Source organism: Pseudomonas sp. SWRI68, assembly GCF_014269165.1.
Taxonomy (GTDB): Bacteria; Pseudomonadota; Gammaproteobacteria; order Pseudomonadales; family Pseudomonadaceae; genus Aquipseudomonas; species Aquipseudomonas capeferrum.
In genome coordinates this window covers 340721-358596 of sequence record NZ_JABWRU010000002.1, presented here as the reverse complement: position 1 = coordinate 358596, position 17876 = coordinate 340721, and the positions used below count along the sequence as shown (strand labels likewise).

18 protein-coding genes are annotated in these 17876 nt (G+C 62.9%); 10 read left to right on the top strand and 8 right to left on the bottom strand.

All coding sequences use genetic code 11. The features are described from left to right. The first annotated feature begins 134 nt into the window (after window positions 1–134). From HU770_RS05210 to greB, 3 genes are all read left to right on the top strand, one after another. Window positions 135–1541: a transglycosylase SLT domain-containing protein gene (locus HU770_RS05210; protein ID WP_186655142.1), complete on the top strand. Its 1407-nt coding sequence runs from the start codon at window positions 135–137 to the stop codon at window positions 1539–1541. A 183-nt stretch (window positions 1542–1724) separates the two neighbouring features. Beyond that, the gene (locus HU770_RS05205; RefSeq protein WP_095063653.1) at window positions 1725–2033 is read left to right on the top strand and encodes a hypothetical protein; all 309 of its coding nucleotides are present in this window, start codon (window positions 1725–1727) and stop codon (window positions 2031–2033) included. Window positions 2034–2044: 11 nt separating this feature from the next. Next, window positions 2045–2518 (top strand): transcription elongation factor GreB, encoded by a 474-nt coding sequence (gene greB, locus HU770_RS05200; RefSeq protein WP_186663196.1) that lies wholly within the window; start codon window positions 2045–2047, stop codon window positions 2516–2518. 36 nt (window positions 2519–2554) lie between these two features. Here the strand turns inward: greB and HU770_RS05195 are convergent, their stop codons facing one another. Beyond that, window positions 2555–5062, bottom strand: a complete 2508-nt coding sequence (locus HU770_RS05195; protein WP_186663195.1) for an ABC transporter permease — start codon at window positions 5060–5062, stop codon at window positions 2555–2557. Window positions 5063–5067: 5 nt separating this feature from the next. Beyond that, entirely contained in the window at window positions 5068–5751 is a 684-nt protein-coding gene (locus HU770_RS05190) for an ABC transporter ATP-binding protein (RefSeq protein ID WP_033699089.1), read from the bottom strand. A 10-nt stretch (window positions 5752–5761) separates the two neighbouring features. Here HU770_RS05190 and HU770_RS05185 point away from each other — a divergent pair, with 10 nt between their 5' ends. The 3 genes from HU770_RS05185 to HU770_RS05175 all read left to right on the top strand — a co-directional run bounded on the left by HU770_RS05185 (window position 5762) and on the right by HU770_RS05175 (window position 7804). Then, on the top strand, window positions 5762–6367 hold the full coding sequence (locus HU770_RS05185; protein WP_186663194.1) for an arylesterase: 606 nt from the start codon (window positions 5762–5764) through the stop codon (window positions 6365–6367). A gap of 58 nt (window positions 6368–6425) precedes the next feature. Continuing rightward, on the top strand, window positions 6426–6707 hold the full coding sequence (locus HU770_RS05180) for a hypothetical protein (protein WP_033699086.1): 282 nt from the start codon (window positions 6426–6428) through the stop codon (window positions 6705–6707). Between the two features lie 119 nt (window positions 6708–6826). After that, window positions 6827–7804: a L,D-transpeptidase family protein gene (locus tag HU770_RS05175; RefSeq protein ID WP_186655126.1), complete on the top strand. Its 978-nt coding sequence runs from the start codon at window positions 6827–6829 to the stop codon at window positions 7802–7804. A 123-nt stretch (window positions 7805–7927) separates the two neighbouring features. Here the strand turns inward: HU770_RS05175 and oprI are convergent, their stop codons facing one another. Continuing rightward, window positions 7928–8179 (bottom strand): outer membrane lipoprotei OprI, encoded by a 252-nt coding sequence (gene oprI, locus HU770_RS05170; RefSeq protein ID WP_003259780.1) that lies wholly within the window; start codon window positions 8177–8179, stop codon window positions 7928–7930. Between the two features lie 504 nt (window positions 8180–8683). Here oprI and HU770_RS05165 point away from each other — a divergent pair. Then, window positions 8684–8965 (top strand): GNAT family N-acetyltransferase, encoded by a 282-nt coding sequence (locus HU770_RS05165; protein WP_033699084.1) that lies wholly within the window; start codon window positions 8684–8686, stop codon window positions 8963–8965. Between the two features lie 52 nt (window positions 8966–9017). On the opposite strand, the gene HU770_RS05160 is transcribed toward HU770_RS05165, so the two are convergent. Continuing rightward, window positions 9018–10094: a 3-deoxy-7-phosphoheptulonate synthase gene (locus HU770_RS05160; RefSeq protein ID WP_033699083.1), complete on the bottom strand. Its 1077-nt coding sequence runs from the start codon at window positions 10092–10094 to the stop codon at window positions 9018–9020. A gap of 234 nt (window positions 10095–10328) precedes the next feature. Between HU770_RS05160 and HU770_RS05155 the strand changes: the two genes are divergently transcribed. The 3 genes from HU770_RS05155 (at window position 10329) to cysB (ending at window position 12981) form a co-directional block, all read left to right on the top strand. Continuing rightward, window positions 10329–11276 (top strand): putative 2-dehydropantoate 2-reductase, encoded by a 948-nt coding sequence (locus HU770_RS05155; RefSeq protein WP_186663193.1) that lies wholly within the window; start codon window positions 10329–10331, stop codon window positions 11274–11276. Between the two features lie 104 nt (window positions 11277–11380). After that, on the top strand, window positions 11381–11878 hold the full coding sequence (locus HU770_RS05150; protein ID WP_033699079.1) for a universal stress protein: 498 nt from the start codon (window positions 11381–11383) through the stop codon (window positions 11876–11878). 128 nt (window positions 11879–12006) lie between these two features. Then, window positions 12007–12981, top strand: coding sequence for an HTH-type transcriptional regulator CysB (gene cysB / locus HU770_RS05145; protein WP_033699078.1), 975 nt, complete (start codon window positions 12007–12009; stop codon window positions 12979–12981). A gap of 39 nt (window positions 12982–13020) precedes the next feature. Here the strand turns inward: cysB and HU770_RS05140 are convergent, their stop codons facing one another. The 4 genes from HU770_RS05140 to HU770_RS05125 all read right to left on the bottom strand — a co-directional run bounded on the left by HU770_RS05140 (window position 13021) and on the right by HU770_RS05125 (window position 17876). Further along, window positions 13021–13755, bottom strand: coding sequence for a phosphoadenylyl-sulfate reductase (locus tag HU770_RS05140; RefSeq protein WP_033699077.1), 735 nt, complete (start codon window positions 13753–13755; stop codon window positions 13021–13023). A 103-nt stretch (window positions 13756–13858) separates the two neighbouring features. Further along, complete coding sequence (gene pabB / locus HU770_RS05135; RefSeq protein WP_186655099.1) at window positions 13859–15202, bottom strand: aminodeoxychorismate synthase component I; 1344 nt, start codon at window positions 15200–15202, stop codon at window positions 13859–13861. Between the two features lie 158 nt (window positions 15203–15360). Next, on the bottom strand, window positions 15361–16341 hold the full coding sequence (locus HU770_RS05130) for an alpha-L-glutamate ligase-like protein (protein ID WP_033699074.1): 981 nt from the start codon (window positions 16339–16341) through the stop codon (window positions 15361–15363). Continuing rightward, window positions 16341–17876, bottom strand: coding sequence for an inactive transglutaminase family protein (locus HU770_RS05125; RefSeq protein WP_033699073.1), 1536 nt, complete (start codon window positions 17874–17876; stop codon window positions 16341–16343). Before HU770_RS05125 ends, HU770_RS05130 begins: the two co-directional genes overlap by 1 nt.

Sequence of the window (17876 nt, the reverse complement as noted above, 5' to 3'; positions counted from 1 at the left end):
GCCAGCATAGCAAAATCCGCGTTTCTCGGAAAAATCCAAGAACTTCATGCGGTTGCCGTGGTCTTCTGCCGTCATTTATCACCAGGCGGCCATGCCACATGAGTGCCGCCCACCGACCTCGGACTCGTTTTCGCATGCTGCGATACCTGCTGACCTTCCTGCTGATGCTTGGGCTGACCACGGCCGGTGCTGCCCAGGCGCGCCTGCCGGGGCCGCAGCAGAACATCCCGCCCAGCAAGCTGCGTGACCTGCAGCAGGTTCGGGCGAGCAAGGTGTTGCGGGTGCTGGTCAATCAAAGCCGCAACAGCTCTGGCGAGGTCAAGGGCGAGCCGGTCGGCATCGAATACTACCGCCTGCGTGCGCTCGAGCATTACCTGAATGCCCGCGCAGGTGACGGGCAGCAGATTCAGCTGAAGCTTATCCCTCGGGCCAAGGAGCAGTTGCTGGGTGCGTTGCAGCGCGGCGAGGGCGACCTGGCGGCGCCCGGTGAACTGCTCGACCCGGTGGTGGTGCGCGGTGTCAGCAGCAGCGCGCCGGTGCTGGACCAAGTGCCCTTGTTGCTGGTCGGGCGCAAGGGGGAGCGCAGCTTCAGCCATGTCGAGCAGTTGTCCGGGCGCACCGTGGCCTTGACCAGTGCCAGTGCTGCCGGCCCGGTGATCCAGCAGGTGAACCAGCAGCTGGCCCTGCGCAAGCGCGCGCCGATCAAGGTGGAGTGGGTCGATTCGACCCTGGCGGTGGAGGATGTCTTGGAGATGGTGCAGGCCGGCATCTACCACCTGACCGTGGTAGAGCGCCCGATTGCCCGGCGGTGGGCCAGGGTGATGCCGCGTCTGCGCCTGGACAGCCGTGTGCACCTGGGCTCGCCGCAAGCCATGCGCTGGTATGTAGGGCGCGATGCGCCGCAATTGCTGGCCACGGTCGATCGCTTCCTTCAGGGCTATCGCGCGCCGGACAACCAGGACGCCGCATTCGAGCGTATCTACCGCCGCCAGTACCGGGTACACAACCCCTTGGCGAGCAAGGATCGCCAACGCCTCAGTGCGGTGCGTGCGGTGCTGCAGAAGCATGGCCAGGCCCAGCAGATCGACTGGCTCAACCTGGCGGCGCTGGCCTTCAAGGAGTCGACACTCAACCCCGCTGCGCGCGGCACAGGCGGGGCCCACGGCCTGATGCAGATCACCCCTTCGGCCGCCCAGCGGGTAGGGGTGAGCAATACCGCCACGGTGGACGGCAATGTGCAGGCCAGTGCCCGCTACCTGGCGTTGATCCGGCGCAAGTTCTTTGCCAGCCCACAGATCAACGAGCGCGAGCGCATGGCGTTCGTGCTGGCGGCTTACAACCTGGGGCCCGAGCGGGTCCAGGCGATGCGTGCCGAAGCGCGTCGGCGTGGGCTCAACGGCAACCAGTGGTTTTTCCAAACCGAGCGTATTGCCATGGAGCAGGTCGGCATGGGCCCGGTCAATTTCGTCAACAGCGTCAACAAGTACTTCCTGGCGTTCAACCGCGAGCGTGCCGTGCTGGAGCGGGTGGCCAAGCGCTGAGCAATGCAGCTTGAGGCTTGTAACTTAGCGCTTGTAGCTCTAGCATACCGCCTGCGCCGATTTAAACAGCTACTTGCGGGGCGCAGGAAAGGCCCTCCGGTCATCCGAAATACCGCTAAAGCGCTGGTTCGGTGACGCCTCCCACCGCTGCCCAGCGGGAATCGCGAGGCTGAGAGAAGCGCCATGAGTTGCCCACGTACCAGTGTCTGTTTGAGCCCTTTGCCTGCCAACCAGGCTTCCCGCACACCGCGTATCCTGCTCGGTGGCCAGCATCAACCCACTCTTTTGCGTCACCTTGAAGGGCTTTCGCGTCGTAAAGGCCAGGCCCGTGCCTTTCTCATCCAGTTCAGCGAAACCTGCTGCCACCTTGCGCAGTACGGCAACGACCGTTTCGACCTGGCAGTGATACAGGCGCCGGCCTCTGCCGAGGCCGCCGAAGTCATCGGCCATCTCACCCGCATTGCTCGCCAAGGCCTGATTACCCGCCGTTGAGGAGAGTGCTGTTGAGCACCAATATCATCACCACCGAAGGTCATGAGGCCCTGAAGAAGGAGCTGGATCACCTGTGGCGCGTGTACCGCCCCGAGATCACCCAGAAGGTCGCCTGGGCGGCTTCGCTTGGCGATCGCAGCGAGAATGCCGACTACCAGTACAACAAGAAGCTGTTGCGCGAGATCGACCGTCGGGTGCGGTACCTGCGCAAACGCCTTGAAGATGTAAAGGTGGTGGCTTATTCGCCGGAGCAGGAGGGCAAGGTGTTTTTCGGCGCTTGGGTCGAGATCGAGAACGACGAGGGTGAGACCAAGCAGTTTCGCATTGTCGGGTATGACGAAATCTATGGGCGCAACGACTACATCTCGATCGACTCCCCCATGGCCCGGGCCTTGCTCAAGAAGGAGGAGGGCGATGAAGTGGTGGTGAAGACCCCGACCGGGGATGCGGCGTGGTACGTGAACAGCATCCGCTACGGGCAATGATCGGCGATTGCCTGTAGCGGCCATTCACGGTGTTTCTTACCCCTCCCGCAACACCGTCAACGGGCTGGCATTGAGCGCCCGCCGTGTGCCCAGCACCCCAGCGCCACCCACCAGCACCGCCCCCACCAGTGGCAGTACCAGCAGCCATGGGTGCGGGTGCCACTGCAGGTCGAAGGCGTAGCGGTACAGCACCAGCGTGATCAGCTCGCAACCGAGTGCGGCCAGTAACCCGCTGGCCGCGCCCAGAAGGCCAAACTCGATACGCCGCGCCTTGACCAGCAACGGCCGCGCCGCACCCAGCGCACGCAGCAAGGCGCCCTGGCGGATGCGTTCGTCGAGCGTTGCCTGCAAGCCGGCGAACAGCACGGCCAGCCCCGCCGCCAACACGAACAACAGTACATACTCGACCGCCAGGGTGACTTGGGCGAGGATGCTGCGCAGTTGATCAAGCAAGGCGTCGACCTGAAGGATGGTCACTGCCGGGAAGGCCCGGGAAAGGGCGACCACATCCAGGTCATGACCTGGGGCCAGGTAGAAACTGGTGAGGTAAGTGGTGGGTAATCCCTGCAGCGTTCCAGGCTGGAAGATCATGTAGAAGTTCGGCTGGAAACTGTCCCAGTGCACGCTGCGCAGGCTGCTGACCCGGGCCTGGCGTTGCTGGCCACCGATGTCGAAGGTCAGCAGGTCGCCCAGTTGTAGCTTCAGGCTGGTGGCCAGTTCTGCCTCGACCGATACACCGGGCACCTCATCGCCGGAAGGCAGTGCCTGCCACCAGTTGCCCGCCGTCAGCGCGTTGCCGTCGGGTAGCTCGGCGGCCCAGGTCAGGCTGAGGTCGCGTTGTACGGCCCGCTCGCCGGCAGAGTCCTTGCTGACGACCTGTTGCACCGGTTGCTGGTTGATCTGGATCAGGCGGCCGGGTGTCACCGGGTATAGCGGCGCCGAGGCCGCATTGACCTGCCGCAGGCGCTGGGCGAACGGCTCGCGATCATCTGGCAGGATGTTCAGGGCAAAGTGATTCGGCGCGTCCTTGGGCAGTTGCGCCTGCCAGGTGTCGAGCAGTTCGGCGCGCAGCAGTGCAACCAGCGCCATGGCCAACAGGATCAGGCCAAACGCCAGGGCCTGGCCAGCGGCTGCCAAGGGGTGACGCAACAGCTGCCCCAGCCCCAGGCGCCAGGCCAGCGGTGCGCCGACCAGCAGTTGGCGCAGGCTGCGGAGCCCGAGCAGCAACAGGCCGCCGAGTACCACGGCGGCGACCAGGCCGCCGCCCAGCAGTGCGAACGTCAGCAGCAGGTCGAGGCTCAGGCGCCACATGATCAGGCCCAGGGCCAGCAACGCAGCGCCATACACCAGCCAACTGCTGGGCGGCACCGGCAGCAGGTCGCGGCGCAACACGCGCAGCGGCGGCACCTGGCCGAGGGCGGCGAGCGGCGGCAAGGCGAAGCCAGCAAGGGCCACCAGCCCGGTGCCCATACCGGCGAGCGCCGGCAAGATGCCGCCCGGTGGCACCACACTCGGCAGCAGGCCATGCAGCAGCCGGAACAGGCCCAGCTGTGCCAGCCAGCCGAGCAGGGCGCCTGCCACGGCCGCCACCAGGCCAAGCATGGCCAGTTGCAGGCAGTACAGGCCCAGCGCTTGCCGCCGGGACAGGCCAAGGCAGCGTAGCAGCGCACTGGCATCCAGGCGCCGTGCGGCGTAGCGGCTGGCCGACATGGCCACGGCAACGCCGGCCAGCAGTACCGCCACCAGGCTGGCCATGTTCAGATAGCGCTCGGCCTTGCTCAAGGCGCCACCGATCTGTCGGTTGCCATCGCGGGTGTCGCGCAGGCGCTGGCTGGCCGCCAGGTCTTTTTCCACGGCCTGGCGATACTGGGCCAGTGCGTCGATGTCGCCGCGCCACAGGTCACGGTAGGTCACCCGGCTGCCGGGCTGGATCACCCCGGTCGCCTGCAGGTCCGTGAGGTTCATCATTACCCGAGGGGTCAGGCTGTAGAAATTATTGGCGCGGTCCGGTTCGTAGGTCAGTACACGGCTCATGCGCAGGGTTTTCATGCCCACATCGATGCTGTCGCCGATCGACAGCCCCAGCGCGGCCAGCAACCTCGGTTCTACCCAGGCCTCGCCGGGCGCCGGGCCACCGCCGGGGGTTTCTTCGGCATAGGGTGCTGCGGCGCTGCGGACTTGCCCGCGCAAGGGGTAGGCGCCGTCGGCGGCCTTGACGCTGGACAACTGGATGCCGCTATCGCCGCCCACCACACTGGTGAACTCGACCAGCTGTGCGTGGCGCAAACCGAGTGATGTGCCTGCACTGATCTGCTCGTCGCGGGCCGGTGAGCTGCCCTGCAGCACCAGGTCGGCGCCGAGGAACTCGCTGGCGCGCAGTTGCATGGCGCCGTTGAGGCGGGCGCCGAAGTAACCGATTGCGGTGCTGGCGGCTACGGCTACCAGCAGGGCAAAGAACAGCACGCGCACTTCGCTGGCGCGGATGTCGCGCAGCAACTGGCGTAATGCCAGGCCGCACAGTCGGGAGAAGGGCATGCTGGTCATCGGGCTCAGACCTCCACGGGGGCTACCAGGCGCCCCGCGTCCAGGCGGATCAGGCGCCGGCAGCGGCGGGCCAGGCGCTCGTCATGGGTGACCAGTACCAGGGTGGTGCCACGCTCCTTGTTCAATTCGAACAGCAGGTCGCTGATGCGCTCGCCGGTATGGCTGTCGAGGTTGCCGGTGGGCTCGTCGGCGAACAGCACGGCAGGTTGTGCGGCGAAGGCGCGGGCGATGGCCACCCGCTGTTGTTCACCGCCGGACAGCTGGCGCGGCGTGTGGCTCAGGCGCTTGCCCAGGCCAACCCGTTCAAGCAGGGTGCGGGCGTGCTCGCGGGCATCGCGGCGCCCGTCGAGCTCCAACGGCAGCATGACATTCTCCAGTGCGTTAAGGCTGTCGAGAAGCTGGAACGACTGGAACACGAACCCGACATGCTCGGCGCGCACGCGGGCGCGTTGGTCTTCGTCCAGTGGCCCCAGGTCGTGCCCGGCGAGGATAACCTTGCCGGCGCTGGGGCGGTCGAGGCCGGCCAGCAAGCCGAGCAAGGTCGACTTGCCTGAGCCCGAGGCGCCGACGATGGCCAGGCTGTCGCCCTGGGCGAGGTCGAGAGAAAGTGCGTGGAGGATGGTCAGGTCGCCTTCCGCGCTGGGGACCACTTTGCTAAGGTTCTGCGCAACGAGAATGCTGGGGCCCATGGAGAATCCAATGCGAATGTGGTGGTTGAGTGCCGGTCTGGCCTTGTATTGCCTGGCCCAGAGCGCCACGGCGGGAACGGTGCTGGTGGTTGGCGATAGTATCAGCGCCGGTTTTGGCCTGGATAGCCGCCAGGGGTGGGTCTCTTTGTTGCAGACCCGGCTCAAGGACGAAGGTTTCGATGATCAGGTGGTCAATGCCTCGATCAGTGGTGACACCAGCGCCGGAGGCCAGGCGCGGCTGCCGGCGCTGCTTGCAGCGCACAAGCCGGCCGTGGTGGTGCTGGAATTGGGCGGCAATGACGGGCTGCGCGGGCAGCCGCCGCAGCAATTGCAACAAAATCTTGCTTCGATGATCGAGAGCGCTCGGCAAGCGGGTGCCAAGGTGCTGCTGCTGGGTATGCGCCTGCCGCCCAATTATGGTGTGCGCTACACCACGGCGTTTGCCCAGGTGTATGAGCAGTTGGCGGCAGAAAAACAGGTGCCATTAGTGCCTTTTTTCCTTGAGGGCGTGGGTGGCGTGCCGGAGTTGATGCAGGCCGATGGCATCCATCCGGCGCAAGGTGCCCAGCAGCGCTTGCTGGAAAATGCCTGGCCGAAGATAAAACCCTTGCTGTGACGCTTTAAACGGGGGCGGGTTTCGGCTAAGGTTGCGCCCCCCGTTTCGAGAGCCCCCGATGCCGCGCCCTGCCTGGTCCCTTTATGCCTACCAACTGATCGAGCCTGACGAACAGCTCGACCTGTTTGCCTGCCAGGAAATCCGCGTCCACCTGGCCGCTCGCCAGCTTGAGCTTGGCGTGCCGGTCGACCGCACCCTGTGTGGCGGCCTGCTGCCCGCGCAGCCGCGCTGGTCGGGCGTGCAGCGCTCGATCTACCGCGACAACCGTCTGTGCGCGCTGTGCCGTGCCATTCTCGACGCCCAGCGGCGCGGCATGCGGCCGGTGTGGCCGCAGCTTTGACGGGCAAACTGTCACACCTTTCATCATCTGAAACGCTTGCATACCGCCAATGCCTCCCGCTTGCATCGGTGCGGGTGTACAATCGATCCTCTTGACCCACCTTTCGAAGGATTTACCGGATGTTGCCGCGCTTTCCTGCCGTCACCCGTAGCCTGTCCCTGGCCGCCCTGCTGGTAGCGGGCCCCGCTGCTGCGCTGGAACTGCCACTGCCACCCCCTGGTGAAGACATTATCGGCCAGGTGCAGGTGATCAAGGCCAAGTACGAAGACACGTTCGCCGACATCGGTACCGCCAACGACCTTGGCTACCTGGAAATGATCGCCGCCAACCCGGGTGTCGACCCCTGGTTGCCGGGCGCCGGCACCGAGATCATCCTGCCGACCCGCTATGTGCTGCCGCCCGGCCCGCGCGAAGGTATCGTCATCAACCTTGCCGAGTACCGCCTGTACTACTTCCCGAAAGGGGAGAGCGTGGTGCATACCTTCCCGCTGGGTATTGGTCGTGAAGGGTGGGGTTCGCCGATCGCCAACACCAAGATTACCGCCAAGACCCCGAATCCGACCTGGACCCCGCCGGCCTCTATCCGTGCCGAGCATGCTGCCGACGGCGATATCCTGCCGACAGTGGTGCCTGCCGGCCCAGACAACCCGCTGGGGCCTTTCAAGTTCACCCTGGGTGTACCGGGTTACCTGATTCACGGTTCGAACAAGAAGTTTGGTATTGGCATGCGTACCAGCCATGGGTGCTTCCGCATGCTCAACAACAACGTACTCGAACTGTCGAAAATGGTCCCGGTCGGTACGCCGGTACGCATCATCAACGAGCCCTACAAGTTCGGTATCAGTGCCGGCAAGGTCTATCTCGAAGCGCACACTCCGCTGGACGATCAGGGCAACCCGTCAGTCGTGGACAAACACACTGCGGTCATCAATGCCTTGCTCAAGCGTGAAGACCTGGCGAACAACCTGCGGATGAACTGGGACATGGTGCGCGACGTGGTCGCCGCCGAAGATGGCATGCCTGTCGAGATCGCCGTGCCGGTCGATAATCAGGGTACTGCACCGATGGTGACGAGCATTCCGCCCGAATTGCAGTAAGGTTTCGCGACCTGCCCAGGGCCTGCCTTAGTGCAGGCCTTTTCGTATGTGCGCTGCGTGTTGAGCGGCAATAAAAAAGCCGACCCACAAGTGGGTCGGCTTCATAACAATCCGTGAGGACTATTACTTGCGGCTGGCTTTGTCCAGCATACGCAGAGCACGCTCGTTGGCTTCGTCAGCGGTCTGCTGAGCCTTCTGAGCGGCTGCCAGTGCGTCGTCAGCCTTACGGTAGGCTTCGTCAGCACGAGCTTGAGCGCGAGCTGCTGCGTCTTCAGTCGCAGTCAGACGAGCTTCGGTTTCTTTGGATACGCTGCTGCAACCGGTAGCCAGAACTGCGGCCAGAGCCAGAGCAGAGAATTTCAGAACGTTGTTCATCGTGTTCCCCTTCAAGGACTTTCTATTAAAGAGCCATCTCTCGGAATAGAGAAACTGGCCGGCGTACATAGTACCCATTACTTGTAGTAAGTAAACTGACTGAGCGCAAGAACTGCAAAAAAAATGTTGCGCCAGCTCACGCCGACACGCATTGCGACGCTTTTGTGGAAAAAACGGCCAAGGCGCGCAAGCGGTTGTAGTACGGTAACTTTTTTGTTGAACTAACGGTGACTTTGGCTGTCCTTCAGCGTCTTAAGGGCTAGAACATCCGGCTTCTGTTGGCGTACCGGGAAGAGTCGATTTAACCCCGTTTCTCGCCATTTTTAACCGCTGCCACCTTGAGCAATCCCGCCTGCCGCGCCTACTATCTTGTGAGTGCCGGGTGCAGAACCATTGCAAGCGCCTTGCGGTCCAAGGGGCAACAGGTGGCGTAGAGGTTCTATGCCGGATCAACCACCATCGGTTAAGGTATGGGTCTGCCGAGAAGACCTGCGAGGAGTTGTGATGAGCGAAGCGCTGACCATCCACCATGACCAGGCCGGTCATCAGTTCGAGACCAGCGTGGACGGTCATCGTGCCTATCTGACGTACATGGACCTGGGCAAGCAGACGCTGGACATCTATCGCACCTTCGTGCCCAACGCCCTGCGCGGGCGTGGGATTGCCGCAGCACTGACCGAGCGGGCCTTGGAGTATGCCGAGCAGATGGGTTACACGGTGATACCGTCGTGCTCTTATGTAGAACGCTACATGGAGCGCCAGCAGCGTCACTCCAGCAAGGCTTGAACTATTAGATAAAAGAAAAGGGGCCGTTCGCGGCCCCTTTTTTCGTCTTTGCTCAGCCGCGCTGGCGCTGTGGCAATACATCCTTGAGCTTGGCGTGCATGCTGCGCAGGGTCTTCTCGGTGGCGGACCAGTCGATGCAGGCATCGGTGACCGAAACACCATATTGCAGTTCGTTCAGGTCTTTGGGGATCGACTGGCAACCCCAGTTCAAATGGCTCTCGACCATCAGGCCTATGATCGATTGGTTGCCTTCGAGGATCTGGTTGGCGACGTTTTCCATCACCAGCGGCTGCAGGGCCGGGTCCTTGTTGGAGTTGGCGTGGCTGCAATCGACCATGATGTTGGCCTTGATCTTGGCCTTGGCCAGGTCTTGTTCGCACAGGGCGACGCTGACCGAATCGTAGTTCGGCTTGCCATTGCCGCCGCGCAATACCACGTGACCGTAAGGGTTGCCCTTGGTGGTGACGATCGATACGCCGCCTTCCTGGTTGATGCCCAGGAACCGGTGCGGTTTGGATACCGACTGCAGGGCGTTGATCGCTACGGTCAGGCCGCCATCGGTGCCGTTCTTGAAGCCGACTGCCGAAGACAGGCCCGAGGCCATTTCCCGGTGGGTCTGGGATTCGGTGGTGCGGGCGCCGATGGCCGACCAGCTGATCAGGTCCTGCAGGTACTGCGGGGAAATCGGGTCAAGCGCTTCGGTGGCCGTCGGCAGGCCCATTTCAGCCAGGTCCAGCAGCAGTTGGCGACCAATGTGCAGGCCGTCCTGGATCTTGAACGAGTCATCCAGGTACGGATCGTTGATCAGGCCTTTCCAGCCGACCGTCGTGCGCGGCTTTTCGAAGTACACGCGCATGACCAGGTACAGCGTGTCGGACACTTCTGCGGCCAGTACCTTCAGGCGTTCGGCATACTCGTGGGCAGCCTTGATATCGTGGATGGAGCAGGGGCCGACCACGACGAACAGGCGATGGTCCTTGCCGTCGAGGATATTGCGCACCACTTCGCGGCCGGCAGTCACGGTCTGCAGAGCCTTGGCGCTGAGAGGGATTTCCTTCTTGAGCTGATCGGGGGTGATCAGGGTCTCGTTGGAAGCAACGTTTAAGTCGTCGATCGGTAAATCAGCCATCGTGTTACTCGTCAGGTCACGGGTGCCGGCCGCCAGCAATCCCCGTGCGGCCCAGCAGCAAGAATGTTCGCAGCGGGGAGCCGAACCTTAGCGCGTTACAGGGGGCGCGACAATGGGCTTGACCCCGTCAACCCAGGGATTTTCCCCACGCTGGCGGTGGTGTGGTGCGATTGGGGTGCCCAGGGTGCAGCAACCGGTGTAAAAAAGCGCACGGACATTTACCTGGAGATTGGCATGCATCCGCGCAAACCACGTATCGGCATCATCGGCAGTGGTGCTATCGGCGGCTTTTATGGGTTGATGCTGGCACGGGCCGGTTTCGATGTGCATTTCCTGTTGCGCAGTGAGTATGAAGTGGTGCGCGACCAGGGGCTGATGCTTGAAAGCGCAGTGCATGGCACCTTGCAGATGAAGGTTCAGGCTTATGTCAGCGCTGCCGACATGCCGCAATGCGACTGGCTGTTGGTGGGGGCCAAGGCCACCAGTAACGAGCAGTTGGCGCCGCTGATCGTCCAGGCCGCCGCGCCCGATGCGAGGGTGGTATTGCTGCAGAACGGCCTGGGTGTAGAGGCACAGTTGCGTCCGGCCTTGCGCGATGACATGCACTTGCTCGGCGGCTTGTGTTTCATTTGTGTCAACCGCCAGGCGCCTGGGGTGATTCGCCATCAGGCGCTGGGGGCGGTCAATCTTGGCTATCACAGCGGGCCTGCCCGCGATGGCGGTGCCGCGCTGGTTAAGGAGGGGGCGGGGTTGTTCCAGGCGGCGGGCATCGATTCCCAGGCCATGGATAACCTGAGCCAGGCGCGTTGGCAAAAGCTGGTGTGGAACGTGCCTTATAACGGGCTTTCGGTGTTGCTCGGCGCCAGCACCACACCGTTGATGGCCGACCCGCACAGCCGGGCGCTGGTCCAGGCGTTGATGGCCGAGGTGGTCCAGGGTGCCGCTGCCTGCGGCCACGTACTGCCCGAGGGCTATGCCGAGCATCTGTTCCAGATCACCGAGCGGATGCCCGACTATTGGCCAAGCATGTACCACGACCACGCGCAGCAGCGCCCGCTGGAGCTTCAGGCTATCTATGCCGAGCCGTTGGCGCAGGCGCGAGCGGCAGGTTGCAACTTGCCGCGCATGCAGATGCTTTACCAGGCACTGTCGTTCATCGACCGCGCTGGCCGGCACCCCTGAAGCCTGCACAGCCCGCGCCGGCAGCACGCCGGACGGCAAAGCGTGCGTGCGGCGCGCTGCTAAGCTGAAGCTTGCTCTGCCGCAGCGGCAGTCGAGGAGGTCGAATGATCCGCTCCATGCTGTACGCCACCGACCTCGGTGTCTACGCCCCTTTTGTCATGCAGCACGCCCTGGCCCTGGCGCGGACGTTCAATGCAGAGCTGTATGTGATCCACGCGGTAGAGCCCATGGGGCAGTTTGCCGAATCGCTCCTGCAAAGCTACCTGGATGAACAGACGCTGGACCAGTTGCACAGCCAGGGCGTCACCACCGTCATGGCCAATATCGAACAACGCGTGCTGGAAAACTTTCGCGATGAACTGGGTGAAGAGGCAGACCTGGCTGTCATCAAGGCGGTGCGTGTGCGCCAGGGTGACCCTGCCCAGGTGATCCTCGACCAGGCCCAGCGCCTGAGTGTCGATCTGCTGATTTTTGGGAGCCACAGTGCAGGTGCGGGGGTTGATGTACCGCTTGGGCGAACGGCGGTGCGATTGCTTCAGCTGTCGCCTGTGCCGGTATATATGGTGCCGCTTGCACAGCATTTGGGGCGTAGGAAAACGTGAAGCTGGCTGTAGGCTTTTACGGGGCGCGTGTAACAAAATAGTTCTAGATTAATTTCCAGAACCACTAATATAGTTATATATCGTCGCTGCCTGCTGCCGCTGACTCACCGCTGAACCGAGGGAAACCTATGAAGCTTCAACAACTGCGCTACATCTGGGAAGTGGCGCACCACGACCTCAACGTCTCCGCGACGGCGCAGAGCCTGTATACCTCCCAGCCAGGTATCAGCAAGCAGATCCGCCTGCTCGAGGATGAGCTGGGTGTTGAAGTCTTTGCCCGCAGCGGCAAGCACCTGACCCGCGTCACCCCGGCCGGTGAGCGCATCATCAATACCGCTGGCGAGATCCTGCGCAAGGTCGAGAGCATCAAGCAGATCGCCCAGGAATTCTCCAACGAGAAGAAGGGCACCCTGTCCATCGCCACCACCCACACCCAGGCACGCTATGCGCTGCCGCCGGTGATCAGCAGCTTCATCAAGCAGTATCCGGAAGTGGCCCTGCACATGCACCAGGGCTCGCCCATGCAGATTGCCGAGATGGCCGCTGATGGCACTGTCGACTTCGCGATTGCCACCGAGGCGCTGGAGCTGTTCGGCGACCTGATCATGATGCCGTGCTACAAGTGGAACCGCTGCGTCGTGGTACCACAGGGGCACCCGCTGACCAAGCTGCCGAAGCTGACCCTGGAAGCGGTCGCCGAATACCCTATCGTTACCTACGTGTTCGGCTTCACTGGCCGTTCGAAGCTGGACGAGGCTTTCAACCATCGCGGCCTGACGCCGAAGGTCGTGTTCACCGCAGCGGATGCCGACGTGATCAAGACTTACGTGCGCCTGGGGTTGGGTGTCGGTATCGTCGCCAAGATGGCAGTAGACACCAAGCTCGACAGCGACCTGGTGGCCCTGGATGCCAGCGAGTTGTTCGAGGCCAGCATCACCAAGATCGGCTTCCGCCGTGGCACCTTCCTGCGTGGGTTCATGTGCGACTTCATCGAGAAGTTTGCCCCGCACCTGACCCGTGAAGTGATGGCCAAGGCCATTCAATGCCATAACAAGCAGGAGCTCGAAGAGCTGTTCGACGGCGTCGAGCTGCCGGTGCACTGATCCTGAAATGTAAGGGGCCGCAAAAGCGGCCCCATTCATTTATGCCTTGCTGATCAGGTTGCCAGCGTGCAGCCCGCATTCCTTCTGGGTCGACTCTTCCCACCACCAGCGGCCTTCGCGCTCATGCTGGTTCGGCAGCACCGGGCGTGTGCACGGCTCGCAGCCAATACTGATGAAGCCGCGCTCGTGCAGGCTGTTGTAAGGCAGTTCGAGCATGCGAATGTAGCCCCAGACTTCCTCACTGCTCATCTGTGCCAGCGGGTTGAACTTGTACAGCGTACGCTCGGGGGTCGAGAAGGCGCCGTCGATTTCCAATGCCGCCACCTGGCTGCGGGTGCCCGGGCTCTGGTCTCGGCGTTGGCCGGTGGCCCAGGCACTTACCGTGGCCAGTTTGCGTCGCAAAGGCTCGATCTTGCGGATGCCGCAGCACTCGCCATGGCCATCCTTGTAGAAGCTGAACAGGCCCTTTTCCTTGACGAACGGGTCGAGCTTGCTGCGATCGGGGCTGAGCAGTTCGATCGGCAGGTTGTACTGCTCGCGGACCTGGTCGATGAACCGGTAGGTTTCCGGGTGCAGGCGGCCGGTGTCGAGGCTGAACACCTTGACCTGCTTGTTCAGCTTCCAGGCCATGTCGACCAGTACCACGTCTTCGGCGCCGCTGAAAGAGATCCACAAGTCGTCGCCGAAGTGTTCGAAGGCGAGCTTGAGGATGTCCTGCGGGGACTTGTTGGCATAGGTCGCGGCAAGGGCGGCGACGTCGAAGGGTTGGCTCATCAGGCGGTTTCCATCTTGGCTGTGGCGCTGTGCGCTCGTAATAGGGTGATGGTAACAAAAAATACGGGGTTAGACGCCCGGCATAGAGGCTTGTGGCGCCGGGTCAGAGCTGTTGCAGGGTTTGCATCAGCACCCGTACCTTGGCAATCGATTCTTCATACTCCGCCTCCCAGTTCGAATCTGCCACCACCGCGCCACCTCCCCAACAGCTCACGTGCCCATCCTTGACCAGCAAGCTGCGAATGGCGATCGAGCTGTCCATTTCGCCGCGTACGTCGATGTACAGCAGAGAGCCGCAATACAGGGCTCGGCGGGTAGGCTCCAGCTCGTCGATGATCTGCATGGCACGAATCTTGGGCGCGCCGGTGATCGAGCCGCCCGGGAAGCTGTCGCCGATCAGGTCCAGGGCATCCTTGTTGCTGGCCAGTTGCCCGGTGATGCTGCTGACCAGGTGATGCACGTTGGGGTAGCTTTCCAGGCTGAACAGCTCGGGCACCTTGACCGAACCGATCTGGCAGGTGCGGCCCAGGTCGTTGCGCAGCAGGTCGACGATCATCAGGTTTTCCGAGCGGTCCTTGGCGCTGTGCAGCAGTTCTTCGGCATTGCGGGCGTCTTCGTCCGGGTCGCTTGCGCGCGGGCGGGTGCCTTTGATCGGGCGGGTCTCGACCAGCCCCTGGCTGACGCGGATGAAGCGTTCCGGGGAAAAGCTCAGCAGTGCGCTGCCGTCGGCCAGTTGCTGGTAGCCGGAGAACGGCGTTGGGCACGCCTTGCGTAGCGCCTGATAGGCGTGCCACGGGTCGCCTTCGCAGGGGGCGCGGAAACGTTGAGTCAGGTTGATCTGGTAGCAATCGCCGGCCTGGATATACCGCTGTACCTGGTTGAATGCGGCCTCGTATTGCGCGGGTTGCAAATCGCCCTTCATGGCGGCGAGTAGGTGGAACTTGCCACCCGCGGGGGTATCCGCTGCGTGGAACAGGGTGATCAGGCGCTCGCGCTCGTCAGCTGCAAGGTGGGGGTGGAACACCAGTTGGCTGGTGCCTAGCTGGTGATCGGTCACCAGCGCCCAGTCATACAGCCCCAGCTGGGCATCGGGCAGGCTGAGGTCGTCTGCGGCGAGGCTGGGCAGTTGCTCCAGGCGGCGGCCGAAGTCGTAGCTGAGGTAGCCGATCAGGCCGCCGGCAAACGGCAGTTGCACCCCATTGGGCAATTCGGCGTGGCCGAGTTGCGCCAGCCCTGCACGCAGGCGTTGGAGGAACGCGCGGCCGTCCTCGTCTGCTTGCGCTTGCAGATAGTGCACGGGCCAGGCGCTCAACAGGTCATAGCGCCCGCGTTCGGCGCCGGGGCGGGCACTGTCGAGCAGGATCGCGCCGGGTGCCTGGCGCAGGCGGGCGAAATAGGCAGCGGGATCGGGCTGGTAGGGCAGGGGGTAGAGCGTACAGGTCGGCATCAGTGTGGACGGCGATGTAAAAGCGAGGGGGCGATTGTAGACCTGTGTAGGAAAAGCGCCTAGCGCTGGGCGCGACATTAAACCGTTCGATTGCGTGCCGGTGCCGCTATCCAGACTTTCGCAGGTGAACCCGCGAAGGTCTGGATAGCGGCAGGCTGTCAGTGCGGATGCACGTGCCCGAACAGCCCTTGCGATACGCGAACACGCTGTTCGGCATCTTCGGTCAGGCCATCCTTGGCCAGTGCTTCAATGTGCGCCTCGATGGCATGGGTGCGCTGGGTCAGCCCGCAGTCGTTGGCAATCTGGATGTTCAAGCCCGGGCGGGCATTGAGTTCCAGGATCAGCGGCCCCTTCTCCTGGTCCAGCACCATGTCGACACCGATGTAGCCCAGGCCGCACAGCTCGTAGCAGCCGGCTGCGAGCTTCATGAAGCCGTCCCAGTTGGGCAGCTGCACGCCGTCCACCGCATTGGTGGTGTCCGGGTGCTTGCTGATGATGTTGTTCAGCCAGGTACCACGCAGCGTCACGCCGGTTGCCAGGTCGACACCTACGCCGATGGCGCCCTGGTGCAGGTTGGCCTTGCCGCCGGACTGGCGGGTCGGCAGGCGCAGCATGGCCATGACCGGGTAGCCCATCAGCACGATGATGCGGATGTCCGGTACGCCTTCGTAGCTGATGCTCTTGAAGATCTGGTCCGGTGTCACCCGGTATTCGATCAGCGCACGGTCACGGTGGCCGCCGAGTGAGTACAGGCCGGTCAGGATGCTCGAGACCTGGTGCTCGATCTCTTCGTGGCTGATGATCTTGCCCGACACCGTGCGGTAACGGTCCTCGAAGCGATCGGCGATCACCAGGATGCCGTCACCGCCGGCGCCTTGCGCCGGCTTGATGACGAAATCACTGCGCCCGCCAATGATCTGGTCGAGCTTCTCGATCTCTTTCTCGGTCTCGATGACGCCGTACATTTCCGGCACATGGATGCCCGCTGCGAGTGCGCGCTCCTTGGTGATGATCTTGTCGTCGACGATCGGGTACAGGTGGCGCTTGTTGTACTTCAGGACATAGTCCGCGTTGCGCCGGTTGATACCCATGATGCCCCGGGCCTCCAGGGCTTTCCAGGTCTTGATCAGTCCGAACATCAGGCGTCAGCCTTCTTCAGGAACGCTTTGAAGCGAACGAGCTCGGTCAGGCGGTAGCCGCGGTAGCGGCCCATTGCCAGCATGAAGCCCACCAGGATCAGCAGCACCGCCGGGAAGGTGAAGACGAAGTACACCAGCTCCGGCACCATCATCAACAGGTGCGCCACGGAGGCTGCGAACAGGGTGCCGATGGCCACTTTCATGGCATGGCCGCCGCCGCGCTCTTCCCAGGTGATCGACAGACGTTCGATGGTCATGGTCAGAATCACCATCGGGAACAGCGCCACCGACAGCCCGCGCTCCAGGCCCAGCTTGTGACTGAACAGGCTGATAGCGGCGATCAGCACCACCACGAAGGTCAGCACCACCGACAGGCGTGGCAGCATCTGCAGCTTGAGGTGTTCGAGGTACGAGCGCAGTGACAGGCCCAGTGCCGTGATCACCGTGAACAGCACGATGCCGAAGCCCAACTGGGTTTCACGGAAGGCCAGGGCGATCAGTACCGGGGTGAAGGTACCCAGGGTCTGCAGGCCGATCAGGTTGCGCAGGACCAGAATCACCAGCACGCCGATCGGGATCATCACCATGATCATGAAGGTCTGCTGGGTCTGCAGCGGCAGGCTGTACAGCGAGTATTCGAGGAAGTCGGCGTCGGTGTTCTCGTCGGTCAGCTTGGCCAGGCGGATGGCGTTCATCTCGCTGTTGTTCATGCTGAAGGTGACGTTGGCTTTCTTGCCGCCATCGACGCTGATCAGGTTGTCGTCACCGGTCCACCACAGCAGGCGGTCGCTGGGCAGGCCCTGCTCGCCGGTGTCCGGGTTGAAGTACAGCCAGTCGTTGCCGTTGAAGCTGCGCAGCCACAGCTCCGGGGTCTGCGGGGTGTCGGCGACCAGGCGGATGGTGTGGACCTTTTCCATCGGCACGTGGGCAATGGACAGCAGCAGGTCGATGATCTGGGCTTTTTTCATGGCCGAGGTGTCGCCGGCCAGCAGCAGCTTGACGTTGTCGTCGTTGAGATTGTTGACCCGCTTGATGGTCTCGCTGACGAAGGTCTCGACGTCGGCCGAATGCTGGCGGATCGGCGCCATCAGGGCCTCGGCGGCGATTTTTTCGGGGCCTTCGACAGCCAGGCTGTCACGGAAGGTCGGGCCTTTGACGGTGGTCTTCTCGTTGCTGTAGCGCTTGGTCAGCACCAGGCGGTAGTAGAGGGTCTGATTGCCGCTGGCGCGGCGTGCCGACCAGGTCACCTTGCGGTTGCCGTCGGCACGGTTGACGCTCACCCCGTAGTTGTTGGAGATGAAGCTCTCGTTGAGGCTCACGTAGTCGCGGTTCAGCGGCGGCACGAACATCTGCACCTTGACCGGGTCTTTGGTGCTGGCCACGAACTCGACCTTGGCGTCGATGTTCCACAGGTCGTCGGTTTCATCCTCGGTCACCGGGATGCCGAGGAAGAAGATCTGATAAGCCGTGACCGCCACGCCCAGCAACACCAGCACGGTGATCAGGACTTTCAGATGGAGGGTAAGAGAGCGCAT

What these genes read in the sequence shown, in the direction of transcription:
- HU770_RS05210 (WP_186655142.1), top strand. Translation starts at nt 135, where the DNA reads ATGCTGCGATACCTGCTGACCTTCCTGCTGATGCTTGGGCTGACCACG.
- HU770_RS05205 (WP_095063653.1), top strand. Translation starts at nt 1,725, where the DNA reads ATGAGTTGCCCACGTACCAGTGTCTGTTTGAGCCCTTTGCCTGCCAAC.
- HU770_RS05195 (WP_186663195.1), bottom strand. Translation starts at nt 5,062, where the DNA reads ATGACCAGCATGCCCTTCTCCCGACTGTGCGGCCTGGCATTACGCCAG.
- HU770_RS05190 (WP_033699089.1), bottom strand. Translation starts at nt 5,751, where the DNA reads ATGGGCCCCAGCATTCTCGTTGCGCAGAACCTTAGCAAAGTGGTCCCC.
- HU770_RS05185 (WP_186663194.1), top strand. Translation starts at nt 5,762, where the DNA reads ATGCGAATGTGGTGGTTGAGTGCCGGTCTGGCCTTGTATTGCCTGGCC.
- HU770_RS05180 (WP_033699086.1), top strand. Translation starts at nt 6,426, where the DNA reads ATGCCGCGCCCTGCCTGGTCCCTTTATGCCTACCAACTGATCGAGCCT.
- HU770_RS05175 (WP_186655126.1), top strand. Translation starts at nt 6,827, where the DNA reads ATGTTGCCGCGCTTTCCTGCCGTCACCCGTAGCCTGTCCCTGGCCGCC.
- oprI (WP_003259780.1), bottom strand. Translation starts at nt 8,179, where the DNA reads ATGAACAACGTTCTGAAATTCTCTGCTCTGGCTCTGGCCGCAGTTCTG.
- HU770_RS05165 (WP_033699084.1), top strand. Translation starts at nt 8,684, where the DNA reads ATGAGCGAAGCGCTGACCATCCACCATGACCAGGCCGGTCATCAGTTC.
- HU770_RS05160 (WP_033699083.1), bottom strand. Translation starts at nt 10,094, where the DNA reads ATGGCTGATTTACCGATCGACGACTTAAACGTTGCTTCCAACGAGACC.
- HU770_RS05155 (WP_186663193.1), top strand. Translation starts at nt 10,329, where the DNA reads ATGCATCCGCGCAAACCACGTATCGGCATCATCGGCAGTGGTGCTATC.
- HU770_RS05150 (WP_033699079.1), top strand. Translation starts at nt 11,381, where the DNA reads ATGATCCGCTCCATGCTGTACGCCACCGACCTCGGTGTCTACGCCCCT.
- cysB (WP_033699078.1), top strand. Translation starts at nt 12,007, where the DNA reads ATGAAGCTTCAACAACTGCGCTACATCTGGGAAGTGGCGCACCACGAC.
- HU770_RS05140 (WP_033699077.1), bottom strand. Translation starts at nt 13,755, where the DNA reads ATGAGCCAACCCTTCGACGTCGCCGCCCTTGCCGCGACCTATGCCAAC.
- pabB (WP_186655099.1), bottom strand. Translation starts at nt 15,202, where the DNA reads ATGCCGACCTGTACGCTCTACCCCCTGCCCTACCAGCCCGATCCCGCT.
- HU770_RS05130 (WP_033699074.1), bottom strand. Translation starts at nt 16,341, where the DNA reads ATGTTCGGACTGATCAAGACCTGGAAAGCCCTGGAGGCCCGGGGCATC.
- HU770_RS05125 (WP_033699073.1), bottom strand. Translation starts at nt 17,876, where the DNA reads ATGCGCTCTCTTACCCTCCATCTGAAAGTCCTGATCACCGTGCTGGTG.